Origin of the sequence: Ralstonia edaphi, from assembly GCF_958350185.1 — a bacterium.
GTDB classification, from domain to species: Bacteria; Pseudomonadota; Gammaproteobacteria; order Burkholderiales; family Burkholderiaceae; genus Ralstonia; species Ralstonia edaphi.
On the sequence record NZ_CATWHI010000003.1, the window covers coordinates 843073 to 855557 of the forward strand.

Annotated in this window: 12 protein-coding genes; 5 read left to right on the top strand and 7 right to left on the bottom strand. The window is 62.4% G+C overall.

What is annotated here, in order from left to right; genetic code table 11:
- Positions 1-36 precede the first annotated feature (36 nt).
- Positions 37-234: a hypothetical protein gene (locus R2669_RS14395; RefSeq protein ID WP_316889104.1), complete on the bottom strand. Its 198-nt coding sequence runs from the start codon at positions 232-234 to the stop codon at positions 37-39.
- On the opposite strand from R2669_RS14395, the gene R2669_RS14400 reads away from it, so the two are divergent.
- The 4 genes from R2669_RS14400 (at position 233) to R2669_RS14415 (ending at position 5555) form a co-directional block, all read left to right on the top strand.
- Positions 233-2299: a bifunctional 2',3'-cyclic-nucleotide 2'-phosphodiesterase/3'-nucleotidase gene (locus tag R2669_RS14400; RefSeq protein WP_316900760.1), complete on the top strand. Its 2067-nt coding sequence runs from the start codon at positions 233-235 to the stop codon at positions 2297-2299. The two genes, R2669_RS14395 and R2669_RS14400, sit on opposite strands and share 2 nt — an antisense overlap.
- Before the next feature lie 12 nt (positions 2300-2311).
- Positions 2312-3115 (top strand): tetratricopeptide repeat protein, encoded by an 804-nt coding sequence (locus R2669_RS14405; RefSeq protein ID WP_316900762.1) that lies wholly within the window; start codon positions 2312-2314, stop codon positions 3113-3115.
- Positions 3116-3381: 266 nt separating this feature from the next.
- The gene (locus tag R2669_RS14410; protein WP_316900764.1) at positions 3382-4350 is read left to right on the top strand and encodes a fimbrial protein; all 969 of its coding nucleotides are present in this window, start codon (positions 3382-3384) and stop codon (positions 4348-4350) included.
- A 326-nt stretch (positions 4351-4676) separates the two neighbouring features.
- Positions 4677-5555 carry a fimbrial protein gene (locus R2669_RS14415; RefSeq protein ID WP_316900766.1) on the top strand — a complete coding sequence of 293 codons (879 nt, stop codon included), beginning with the start codon at positions 4677-4679 and terminating at the stop codon, positions 5553-5555.
- Positions 5556-5570: 15 nt separating this feature from the next.
- Here R2669_RS14415 and R2669_RS14420 read toward each other — a convergent pair whose 3' ends face one another.
- The 4 genes from R2669_RS14420 to R2669_RS14435 all read right to left on the bottom strand — a co-directional run bounded on the left by R2669_RS14420 (position 5571) and on the right by R2669_RS14435 (position 8861).
- Positions 5571-6548: a 2-dehydropantoate 2-reductase gene (locus R2669_RS14420; protein ID WP_316900767.1), complete on the bottom strand. Its 978-nt coding sequence runs from the start codon at positions 6546-6548 to the stop codon at positions 5571-5573.
- Positions 6549-6552: 4 nt separating this feature from the next.
- Positions 6553-7377 (bottom strand): class II aldolase/adducin family protein, encoded by an 825-nt coding sequence (locus R2669_RS14425; RefSeq protein WP_316900768.1) that lies wholly within the window; start codon positions 7375-7377, stop codon positions 6553-6555.
- Between the two features lie 112 nt (positions 7378-7489).
- On the bottom strand, positions 7490-8437 hold the full coding sequence (locus R2669_RS14430; RefSeq protein WP_316900770.1) for a DUF2272 domain-containing protein: 948 nt from the start codon (positions 8435-8437) through the stop codon (positions 7490-7492).
- A 145-nt stretch (positions 8438-8582) separates the two neighbouring features.
- The gene (locus tag R2669_RS14435; protein ID WP_004628548.1) at positions 8583-8861 is read right to left on the bottom strand and encodes an HU family DNA-binding protein; all 279 of its coding nucleotides are present in this window, start codon (positions 8859-8861) and stop codon (positions 8583-8585) included.
- Positions 8862-9494: 633 nt separating this feature from the next.
- On the opposite strand from R2669_RS14435, the gene R2669_RS14440 reads away from it, so the two are divergent.
- On the top strand, positions 9495-10034 hold the full coding sequence (locus R2669_RS14440) for an SET domain-containing protein (RefSeq protein WP_147214327.1): 540 nt from the start codon (positions 9495-9497) through the stop codon (positions 10032-10034).
- Between the two features lie 16 nt (positions 10035-10050).
- Here R2669_RS14440 and R2669_RS14445 read toward each other — a convergent pair whose 3' ends face one another.
- The gene (locus tag R2669_RS14445) at positions 10051-11724 is read right to left on the bottom strand and encodes a sensor histidine kinase (protein WP_316900772.1); all 1674 of its coding nucleotides are present in this window, start codon (positions 11722-11724) and stop codon (positions 10051-10053) included.
- 9 nt (positions 11725-11733) lie between these two features.
- Positions 11734-12444 (bottom strand): response regulator transcription factor, encoded by a 711-nt coding sequence (locus R2669_RS14450; RefSeq protein ID WP_316900774.1) that lies wholly within the window; start codon positions 12442-12444, stop codon positions 11734-11736.
- Positions 12445-12485: the final 41 nt, after the last annotated feature.

Below are 12485 nucleotides of genomic sequence, written 5' to 3' on the forward strand. Positions count from 1 at the left end.
GCCACGCATAAATGTCATGCGACGGTCACGGCATCGTCATGCACGCTTTCGATACTTCTCCGCTTCTGTGCTCCCCGGCCCAGTCAGTTGTTCTCTCGCGTTGCGCAAACGGTTCCCCCGATCCTGCGTGCGGGCCGGCGCGTCATTCGCTTCATCAGCAATTCGCAGTTCGCAATTCGCATTCAGCAGTTCGTAGTTCGCAGACCAAAAAATAGACATCAGGGAGAAGTTCATGCGAGTCCGACCGTTGTGTTCGGCGGCGCTGCCGCTTGCTGTTTTCATGTCGATGACGCTGGCTGCGTGCGGCGGCAGCGACGACACCCCGTCGAACGGCAGCACCACGCCTGCTGCCAGCGCCGCCCCGGCCGGCACCAAGGCCACGCTGGCCGTGCTGGAAACGACCGACCTGCACACGAACGTGCTGTCGTACGACTACTTCAAGCTGGCGGCCGACAACTCGCTCGGCTTTGAGCGCGTGGCGACGCTCATCAACCAGGCGCGTGCGCAATTCCCGAACACGCTGCTGCTGGATAACGGCGACACCATCCAGGGCACGGCGCTGTCGGACTACCAGGCCATGGTCAGCCCCGTCACGTGCGACCAGACGCTGGCGATCTACAAGGTAATGAACGCCGCCAAGTACGACGGCGGCGGCATCGGCAATCACGAGTTCAACTACGGCCTACCGTATCTGTCGCAGGTCACGGGCAATACGTTCAACGTCGATGGCCTGCCCGATCCGGCCACGCAGAAGAAATGCGCGGGCCCGGCCTTCCCGCAGGTGCTGGCCAACGTGATGAGCGCGAAGACCAACGCGCCGCTGTTCCAGCCGTACACGATCATCACCAAGACGGTGACGGCCACGGCGCCGGACGGCAGCACGATCAGCGCGCCGGTCAAGATCGGCATCATCAGCTTTACGCCGCCCACCATCACGAGCTGGGACAAGCGCTGGCTCGACGGCAAGGTCTACACCGTCGGCATCAAGGAAACGGCGGCCAAGTACATCCCGGAAATGCGCGCGAAGGGGGCCGACCTGGTGGTGGCGATTTCGCACGGCGGGCTGGATAACTCGACGTATTCGCCGACGATGGAAAACGGCAGCTGGTGGCTGTCGACGGTGCCGGGCATCGACGCCATGTTGATCGGCCATTCGCACCAGCTTTTCCCGGATGCGAAGAGCACGGTCAGCCAGTTCAACCTGCCGGGTGTGGATAAGGTGGCCGGCACCGTGAACGGCGTGCCGACCGTGATGGCGAACTACTGGGGCAAGCACCTCGGCGTGATCAAGCTTGGCTTGACGTTCAACGGCACGAACTGGGCCGTCGACAAGACGCAGACCACGGTGGAAGCGCGCTCGATCCAGAACGCCGACAAGACCTACGTGGCGGCGGACCCGACCGTCTCGGCCGCCATCGCCACCGAACACCAGGCGACGATCAACTACGTGAAGACGCCGGTGGGCAGCACCGACTTCAACATGAGCACGTACTTTGCCGACGTGGGCGACCCGGGCGCGATCGAGATCGTCAACCAAGCGCAAGCCGATTACGTGTCGGCGTACATCCAGGCGAACCTGCCGCAATACGCGTCGCTGCCGGTGCTGTCGGTGAGCGCACCGTTCAAGAGCGGCTTTGGTGGCGGCACCGATTTCACCGACGTGGCGGCCGGCCCGCTGGCAATCAACAACGCAGCCGACCTGTATCTGTATCCGAACACGGTCTACGCCGTGAAGGTGGCGGGCTCCGACATCAAGAACTGGCTGGAAACGGCGGCTAAGCGCTTCAACACCATCGACCCGACGCAAGCGACGGTGCAGAAGCTGGTGAGCACGTTCCCGGGCTACAACTTCGACATGTTCACCACGCCGGACCTGACGTATGAGATTGACGTCACGCAGCCGGTCGGCAGCCGTATCAAGAACCTGATGTACAAGGGCGTGGCGCTCGACCCGGCGGCGCAGTTCATCGTGGCGACCAACAACTACCGTGCAAGCGGCGGCGGCAACTTCCCCGGCCTGGACGGTAGCAAGACGATCTATGCATCGCCGGATGCCAACCGTGACGTGCTGATCAGCTACATCAAGAAGATCGGCAGCGTGAAGCGCGCCACCAACGGCTCGCAGCGCAGCTGGCGCTTCACGAAGCTGGCCAGCTCGGTGGCGCAGGTGCAGTTCACGTCGGCGCCCAACAAGTTGGCCAGCGCTACGGCCGCCGGCATCACCAACGTCACGCAGGTGGCTGCGGATGACGGCTCGGGCAAGGGCCTCGCGGTGTACCAGATCGACCTGACGCAGTAAGAGGACCACGCCATGCCTTCTCTTCGTTCTGCATGGGCGGGTGCACCGGCGATGGAATCTCCGCGCCAGTCGGTGCCGATGCTGACCGTGGCTGCCGCGCTCGCGATTGTCGTGATGGCCGGCGGTTGGCTGTCGCACGCACGCCAGGCGCCGGCCGTGGATGCCACTCAACTGGAGTCGTGGCGCGCGATGGTCGTGCAAGCGATGGAGCCGGAAGCGCTGCAGCGGTTGCGTCAGCTCGCGCGCAGCGGTTCAGTGCCGGCGCAATCCGCGTTGGGCGAGGCATTGCTCGGCGCGCACGACAGCGCCTTGCGTAACGAAGGGATGCGCTGGCTGGAAACCGCTGCACCGAGCGACGCGGGTGCGCAGCTGTCGCTGGGCAAGGCGCTGCTGCTTGGTACCGGTGGTGTGGAGCGCGACTATCCGCGTGCGCTGCGCCTGCTGCGCCAATCTGCTGATAAGGGCGATGCTGCCGCCGCATACTACTTGGGCGTGATGTATCGCAGCGGCTACGGAACAGCCATCGACACGACGCAGGCCGCGCACTGGTTTGATCGTGCCGCGCGCCATGAGATTCCGGCCGCGATGTTCATGCTGGCCAATGCGTATCGTGACGGTGATGGCGTGCCGCGCGATGAAGCCCGCGCGCTGGCGCTGTACCAGGACGCCGCTGAACACGAATTGCCAGAAGCCGTGCAGGCGTTGGCGATGGCGTATCAGAACGGCGAACTCGGCCTCAAGCGCGACGATGCGGCGTATCACCAGCAGTGGATCGAAACGGCGCATGCGCTGAAGCATCCCGCGCTTGCGCCGTAAGCATTAGCCTCACTTCTTTTCGGCTGTTCTGATCAACGTGATCCTCGCTGTCATGGCGATGGATCGCGTGGGTCCTTCTAACCAGCAGACCGCTTCACCTTGCCCTGCCGCCGTTGATATGCGCACGCCATGTCTGCAACAGCTGAGTTTGCAGAATGGGACAAATCCTATCCACAGACATTGGATCGCGTGTTTTTATGTTGCCCGACGATAACGAACCGGAGCAACACATGCGCGTATGGTGCGCAAGGCTGGCAGCGGGCCTCATGCTAACCGCTGCAAAGGGCGCTTTTGCCTTCACTTGCACCACAGTCTCGACCAGTACCACCATCAAGCCGACTACGATCTCGGTGCAGCGCGACCTTCCGGAGGGTGCACTCATTACGCAAGTGGTGTCGGATGTGGTGAACACCTTCAAGTGTTCCAATGAAGCGCCTGCGTTGACCTACCAGGAAGCCGGCATCAAGGCCTATGGCACCTACCTGAAAGACATCGATGGCAAGCGTGTCTACAAGACCAACATTGAGGGTATTGGCTATGCCATCGGCATTCGGATGGTGAACGGATGTGCTGCAGGCTTGGAACGCTGGGTCAACGGAACGAACAAAGAGAACCCCAACCACTACCTCTACTGTGCGATCAACGGCATGTTCACCGCGCAACCCATGCAACATAAGGCGTTGATCAATTTCTACAAGACAGCAGCTAGCACGGGAACGGGCACGGTGTCGGGCCAACTGGTTGGCGCCTTTATCTTGAAGAACAACCAGAGTTACTGGCAGACGGAAGCCCAGTTCAGCATTGGCTCCGTCGCAGTGGAAAAGCTGTCGTGCACGTTGGGCAGTGCGGCAATCAATGTTCCGATGGGAGGTGTTCCTGTCAGCGCGTTCAAGGGACCGGGCACGTCGCCGCCAGATGGCCGCACGAAGAGCTTCGGTATTCCGTTGACGTGCCCGAAAGGCGCCAGCATCAACCTGCAACTTGACGGCACGGCACATGACGCCACGCAAGGCATGCTGAAGTTGGACAACGACGCCTCAAGCGCCACGGGCGTGGCCATCCAGATGCTCTATGACGACAAGCCCGTGGAGCTGGCCAAGCGTTTCAAGTGGCAGACGACCGACGCCGAAGGTACGTATTCGATCCCGCTCAAAGCGCGCTACGTGCAAACGGACAAGAGCATCACGCCCGGCGCCGCCAACGGCAGCGCCACCTTTACGCTGACGTATCAGTAGGCGAGCGCAGCCGGTTCACTGAAGTTTCGGTCAGCGTGCCTGCGCCACGCACGCTGATTTCCATCTTGTGCCGGCTTCGAAACTACGCTGGCCTGCGCCCCGTTCACGCCAAAACGAGAAGATTCCTACATACACGCGATAGCTCATCTGCTTCCATTCACCGTTCTCAATCATGACGGGAGCAGGATGTGTGTATCGGATACCGAAGCTTCTTAACAGCATTGATGTGCCTCGCTGGAGGCAGTGCCCTTGCGTACACCTGCGAAACCGTTACGACCAGCACCACAATCCAGCCGAAGGACCTTGCGATCCAAAGAGACATTCCCGTGGGGAGCGTCATTGCAGAGGTGGCATCGGACATCGTGAGCACCTTCAAGTGTTCCAACACCGAGCCAAAGCTTCCTTGGCAAGAGGTGGGCATTAAGGCGTATGGGACATACGTTGCCGACTTCGACGGCAAACGCGTCTACAAAACGAATGTTGATGGAATTGGCTATGCGGTCGGCATAACAGCAGGCTCCGCGGATACATGGGAGGCATGCGCTAATCAGACGCGCTGGGTCACCGGGTCGAACACTGATAACCCAGATCACTACGTCTACTGCGCTGTGAACGGGATGTTCAGCGCGCTGCCAAGGCAAGGCAAAGCGTTGGTCCGCTTCTACAAGACGGCGCAAAGCATCAGCGCAGGGTCGGTGTCAGGAAAGCAGGTGGGCTCTTTCATCCTGCGAAACAACAAGACCTCTTGGCACACGCCGGAATCCACCATCAATATCGGCACGTTCAAGGTCGATGTCATGTCGTGCACGGTAAGCCGCAAGTTGATTCCAGTGAAACTTGGTGACGTGCCGATCAGTGCATTCAAAGGGCCAGGCACCTCGCCGCCTTCCAGAACGCAGGCCTTCAGCATTCCGTTGAACTGCGCAAAAGGTACAAGCATCAACGTGCAACTCGACGGGGAGGCACATGACGCCGCGCAGGGCATGCTGAAATTGGACACAGGCGCCACCAGCGCCACGGGCGTAGCGATCCAGCTTCTTTACGATGACAAGCCGTTGCAACTCGCCAAGCTATTCAAATGGCAAGTGGCAGATGCGGATGGGGACTACGCGATTCCCCTCAAGGCGCGCTACGTGCAAACGGAAAACAGCGTCGCACCGGGCATTGCCAACGGCAGCGCCACCTTTACGCTGACGTATCAGTAATCTGGCATTGCCGGGTCAATAAAGCCCGCGGGTCTGGGCGTGCAGTCGCACCAGACCCAGCAGCGCATCAATCTGCGGGGTCGGCACACCCACGTGTTGACCAATCTCTCGCACCGATGCCACGAGCGCATCGATTTCCAGTGGCCCGCGTCCGGCCTCCGCATCCTGCAGCATCGACGTCTTGAACGCACCAAGTTGCCGCGTGACGGCGCTGCGTTCTTCACCGCTCTGTTCGATCGGGCAGCCGATGCGCGCGCCGATCGCTTTCGCTTCTTCCATGATGGCCAGGCAAAACGCGCTGACCTGCGGGTCGTCAAGGATGCGGTCACATGTCGCGCCGGTCAGCACCGACACGGGATTCATCGTCATGTTGCCCCACAGCTTGAACCAGATGTCGCGCTGAATAGCGTCGCTGCGCTCGATCTGCAAACCGGCGCGTTCAAAGAGTGAGCTAACTGCATCAAGGCGCGCTGAGGTGCCGCCCGCGGGTTCGCCAAGAATCAGCCGTTTGCCGAACCCATGACGTACATGCCCCGGCGCCGTCGTCGAGCACGTCAAATGCACTACGCAGCCGAGCACGTTCTTGGTTGGAATGGTCTGGGCGATACGGCCGTGCGGATCGACTGATTGCAGGCGCAGACCTTCCAGCGGGCCATGTCGATCAAAGAACCACCACGGGACGCCATTCATCGCCACCACCACGCAGGTTTCAGGGCCGATGAGGGGGGCGATGGTTTGTGCCACGCTTTCCATGGCGGGCGCCTTGACGGCAACGACGACGACATCCTGCACACCGAGCGCATGCGCATCGTCACTCGCGTGTACCGGCACAGAGCGCGTATTGCCGTCTTCGGTCAGCCGCAGACCTTCTGCTTGCAGCGCTTGAAGCGTCGCGCCGCGCGCCAACACGTTGATAGGTTGATCGGCCAACGCCAGCTTCGCGCCAAGATAACCGCCGACCGCGCCGGCGCCCACGATGCAAATGCGTGTCATGTGATCAGGTTCGGTAAGAAGAGTCGATGCGGTCAATGCTGCGGGTCAGCGCGGCGAATACGTCTTCACCCGCGCCAAAGTTCGGATTGAACTGCAATGAATCGCGCGTGCAGTTGCGCGCAATCGCTTCGGGAATCTCAAGCACCGCGCCCATCGACGTGGAGGCAAGCTGGATCTCGCACGCGCGGTTGAGCAGCCACAACACCGCAAAGGCCCGCGCAATCGAATCGCCCCAGGCCAGCAACCCGTGGTTCCGCAGAATGACCGCAGGCTTGTCGCCGATGTTCTTCACCAGCCGCGGCCCTTCATCGGCATGCACGGTAATGCCTTCAAAGTCGTGATACGCAACCTTGCCGTGCAACTGCGCTGCGTAGAAGTTGCTGATCGACAGACCATCGCGCGCACACGCCACGGCCATGCCGGCGGTGGTGTGGGTGTGCATCACGCAATGCGCACCCGGAATGCCGGCGTGAATGGCGGCATGCACGGTAAAGCCGGCCGGGTTGACGGGCCAGTCCGGCTGACTCGCCGCGCGCTGCACATTGCCCTGCAGGTCGATCTTCACGAGGTTCGACGCGCAAACCTCGGCATAGGTCAGGCCAAACGGGTTGATGAGGAAATGCGGGCCGCCAGCGTCGGCGCTGCCATCTTCGGGTGGCAGGCGCAACGTGATGTGGTTGTAGATCAGTTCGGTCCAGCCGAGCTGCGCAAAGATGCGGTAGCACGCCGCCAGCTTCACGCGCGCGGCCCATTCATGTGGGCCGCACCAGTCCGGGCGATGGGCCTGGATGCTCGATCCGGCGTCGGGTGAAAGCGAAAGCACCGTCATGACCTGTCTCCTGATCGCAGGGGCCATGCGCCGGTCGGGCTGCCGGCGCTTAAATGATTCACATGTTAATGAATTTACGCCGGGCGTCAAACAACGTTACATCTGCCGTCTGCTAGGGCAACTGGTTGCGCAGGATCACCAACCACTGCATGACCGAGTTCGTGTACGGATCGAGCTGGTTCGCGTCATTCAACTCGGTGATGCTCATCGATGCCGATTGCTGCACGTTGCCGCCAATCGATTTCACTTCATGGCGCACCGGGTCCACCTCGACGACCAAGTCGCAGTGCATGGGCGTTCTGCCTGCCTGGATCTCGGCCGGATCCGTCATGAAGCGATCGGCGCCGCGTGCGGTGCAGATGAGGTCGCCAGGGCGCGGCACGGCCGGCGTGCGTTCGAGCACGAAGGCGGGATGCTTGAGCAGACGGTCGCGCGCATCGGTCACGTATTCCGCATGCGTGGCGCCCGTCAGGAATTGATCGTTCTGCAGGCCGGCCTTGCGCATGATCCACGAGATAAACACCGCAGACCACGCCCAGCCGCCTGTCGTGAGCTGCTGGCACGTCGGCGTCTTGCCGACGATGGCCCAGTAGCGCTTGGCCAGCACGCAGCCGCGCGCGGTGGCTTCACCGCCCGTGCCGTCGGGATAGCGCAGGCAAGGTGCGGGGGCTGGAGCAGCGGGCGTTGCAACCGCTTTGGGCAGCGGCATGTCGGTACCGCTTTCTTCATCGGACGGGGCGGGCGTCGGGTCGTCGGGTGTCAGCCAGCGGCCTTGCGGCTGGTCTGGAAAACCGCCGCCGGCCACGCAATACGTATCGTCACGCCCCACGCGCACGACCTGGCGGCCCCATCGGTCCCATTCGGTCAGGGCAATCTCGATCATCTTTTCACGCGGTGTCGCGCCTGGGCGCGTCTGCACGACTTCGTTGTCGGGCAGCGGTTCGGCTTGCGGGCGCGCAGGCGGCGTCGCGCAACCGGCAAACCAAAGGACCGGTGCGATCAGGACGATCGGCAGGGCAATACGCAGAACGAGCGAATTGCGCAGAAGAGGGCGGGACATGGAAGAGGAGGGAAGGGATGGCCTGACGGGGAGACAGGCCTTCCGACGTGGTACGCCAATGCTGCGGTCGATTCACGCATGCAATGGCATGCCACGTCGTTGGCGCTCACCAGACGGGCTGGCTGCGCCGAGGGCTGTCATTGCATCAGGCGTTGACAGCGTCCTTGAACTTCTGGCCGGCCTTGAACTTGACCGTCTTGGCTGCTTCAACCTTGATTTCTTCGCCGGTGCGCGGGTTGCGGGCCATACGCTCGGCACGCTCACCTTGGCTGAAGGTACCAAAGCCGATGAGGCTGACCGCATCGCCCTTGCCAACGGATTCCATGATGGCTTGCAGCGTCACGTTCAGTGCCTGCTCGGCCTTGGCCTTGGTCAGACCGTCTACGCCGCTGGCGATGGCGTCGATCAGTTCGGTTTTCGTCATTGCTTGACTCCCTTCAAGAGTAGATAAAACACACAACAGAGCGTCCGGGGGATGGCTCCAAGGGCGACATGATACCGGCATGCGAACAGCGTCGGCACGTGAGCTTTGTAACGGCGCGTGGCATGTGGGTTCCGTAAACCCGCATGGGGCCTACGTTGCGAGGCGATCCCATCACATCAATGTTGACGCGTGGTGTTCTGGTTTGCGGTTGGCTTGTTGGTTCGCTGATCGGTTCGACGCAAGTCGATTGACGGGTTTACCTTTTTTCTTATGTATACAGATAGTAGTAGTAGATAACGGTGGATAGTTTCTGTGGATAAGTACAAAAACCGCTTTATGTTCAAGCACTTGTCGCAAGCAAAACAGGGGGTACCGCGTGTGCCCTCAGGTGGATAGCTTGCTGTTTTTCCCGATCGTCCGACGGGCAGGTCCGTCACTTGTGCCCACACCGTCGACAGGGCAGCCACAGACAGCCAACAGCCTTTGCCGGTAGTTATCCACAGCGGCAGGCCGAGTTATCCACATTGGCCGGGCGGCATGGGGTTGCCGCACGTGTCGAGATGCCATGCTTTTGGTGTAGGCTCACGGCTTCGTTGATCGACGTTTTTGTTTCGCTTTACTGCGCCATTTCCCATGACACGCACGTCCCCTGATGCCACGCCGGCTCTGGCTGAGTCCTCGCCCGCGACGGAAGCGCCGGCCAAACTGCGCCGCCGCGATCGCATTGAGGTGCGCGAATCGGGCGTGCATGGACGCGGCGTGTATGCCGTGGTCGCCATCGCACGCGGCAAGAAGATCATCGAATACAAGGGCGAGCACATCACGTGGAAGGAGGCGCTGCGCCGCCATCCGCATGATCCGTCCGACCCGAATCACACGTTCTATTTCAGCCTGGAAGACGGCAGCGTGATCGACGCCAAGTACGGCGGCAACCGCGCGCGCTGGATCAACCACGCCTGCAAGCCGAACTGCGAGGCGCGCGAAGCGGATGGCCGCGTGTTCATTCACGCGCTGCGCGATATCGAACCTGGTGAAGAACTGTTCTACGACTACGGCCTCGTCATCGAAGGCCGTCAGACCAAGGCATTGAAGGAACAGTTTGCGTGCCGCTGCGGCGCGAAGAAGTGCCGCGGCACGATGCTGGCGCCGCCCGCGAAGAAAAAGAAGAAGTAAGCCGAACGTCCGTCGTTCAGACGGATTCGCTTGCCAGCGGCAGGCGCAGCACGAAGCGCATCACGCGGCTGCCATCACGTGCGGTCGCATCATCGATGGCGACGGTGCCGCCGTGCAGACGCACGATGTCGTGCACGATGGCCAGGCCCAGGCCGCTGCCTTGCGGTTGCCCCGGGCGGTGGTCCGCATCCCCACGGAAGAAGCGCTGGAAGACTTCACCGCGCCGCTCGGGCGGAATGCCCGGGCCGTTGTCTTCCACACTCACGACACCCCACCATCGGGATGCCGCGTCGGCCTCCATGCCGGCGCGCAAGGTCACGCGCCCGCCCGCCGGCACGTATTTGATGGCGTTGTCGAGCAGGTTGTTGATGGCCTCGCGCAGCAGCACCACGTTGGCCAGCACTGGCGCCTGCAACGAACCCGGCGATGCTGCGTCCTGCGGCCAGGCCTCGAAGCCGAGATCCAGCCCGCGTGCGAGTGCGCGCGGTACCCACTCAGCGCCGGTATCGAACGCCAGCGAAACGAGATCGACCCGCATCGGCGGGCCCAGCTGATCGAGCGTCATGCCGGGCTCCGCACGCGCCAGCGTCAGCAACTGGTTGGACAAGCGCACCGCGCGGTTGGCGCCCGATTGCAGCTCCAGCAGCGCTGGCCGGGCATCGTCCAATGTCTTGGCATCGACGGCGCGGTCGGCATGCAGCTTCAACGCGGTGAGCGGTGTGCGCAGCTGATGTGCAGCGTCTGCGATGAAGGTGCGCTGGGCTTCGAGTGCGTCGCGCAACCGGGCCAGCAGCGCGTTCATCGCGTTGATGAGCGGTTGCAATTCGGCCGGGACGCGTTCCGCAGATTCCGCCGGCAGCGGCCTCACCGAACGCGCGCTCTGCTTGTTGAGCGTGTCGGCCAGCGTCTGCAGCGGCTGCAGCTCTTCCTTGAGCACGAGCGAGAGGATCAGCCCCCCGATGGCCAGCAGCACGATCAACGGAATCGATACCGACAGCAGCACTTCCTTGGCGGCCGTATCGCGATGGTCCAGCAGCTCCGCCACTTCCACGACGATGCCGTCTTCGGCCTGCATGGCATCGGGCGGGTTGGATGGATTGAGCGCCGGTGCCGTCTGCGCCTGCGTAGGTGCGAGCGCTGGACGCGTGACGTCGTCTTCGGGTTCGGGCGGCACGGGTTGGCGCGGCGAGCGCGGCTTGGGCACCTCCGCGCTTACGCCCGGCACGAGCAGATGCACCGCGCGCACCTGTTTGCCGTCAATCCAGCTGTAGAACACGCGCGCATCGCCAATGCGGACCTGGCCGGAGCCGTAGCCCAGCGGTGTGTCGCGCCCGACGAGCGTGCCCGTGGGGCCCGAAATGCGCCAGTAGATGCGGTCTTCACCGCTGTTCTGAACGAGCGTCTGGGCAGTGAGGGCAATGTCGTAGAGCTTGGCGGCCGGCACATGCGGACCGGCGATGCGCAGTTGCTCCGCCAGCGTGTTGGCCACACCCACCAATGCGCGATCGAACACCTGTGCGGTGTAGTGCGCCGCCAGCCAGTACGACAGGGCGCCGGTTCCCACAATCAAACCAAACAGCGGTGTCGCCAGCGCACGCAACAGATGCAGGCGCAGGCTGATCGCACCGTTGCCGCCCTTGGCCGGTGCTGCTGAAGCCGACGACGAGGCGGGACGATGGCGCTTGAACATGGGCGAGAACTACGCCGCGGCGCTTGCCTGCAACAAATAGCCGAAGCCGCGTACCGTAACGATCTCCGCCTGGGAATGTTCGATCTTGCGGCGCACGCGGTGCACATAGACTTCGATGGCCGTGTCGCCCACCACGTCGTGGCTGGCTTCGCCGATGGCATGACCGAAGCTTGCAAGATGATCCTGCAATTGCGCCTTGCTGACTACACGGCCCTGGCGCAGCATCAGCAACTCCAGTACGGCAAACTCGCGCGGCGACAGTTCCAGCGGGGCGGCGTCGACAAAGATGCGCCGCTCCATGCCGCTCATGCGCAAGCGTCCGACAAGGATGTCGGGCCGCGCGGCGGGTTCGGTCGAATCATTGCGACGGCGCAGCAGGGCGCCCACGCGTGCCACGAGTTCGAGCATCTCGAACGGCTTGAGCAGGTAATCGTCGGCGCCGGCGTTCAGGCCGTTCACCTTGTCGAGCAGGCCGTCGCGCGCGGTAAGGATCAGCACGGGCGTCACGCGATCGCGCGCACGAAACTGCGATAGCAGCGTCATGCCGTCGATACCGGGCAGCCCGAGATCAAGGATCACCAGATCGTGGGTCTGCCGGGTGAGCTGTTCAGTGGCGAAGACACCGTCGTGCACGACATGCACGCGATGTCCGGCTTGCGTGAGTCCGGCATGGATGCCGCTGGCGATGGCACGGTCGTCTTCAATCAGCAGGATGCGCATTGACTCGATCCAGAGTGCGGGCGGAAAAGGGCAAAAAAGGG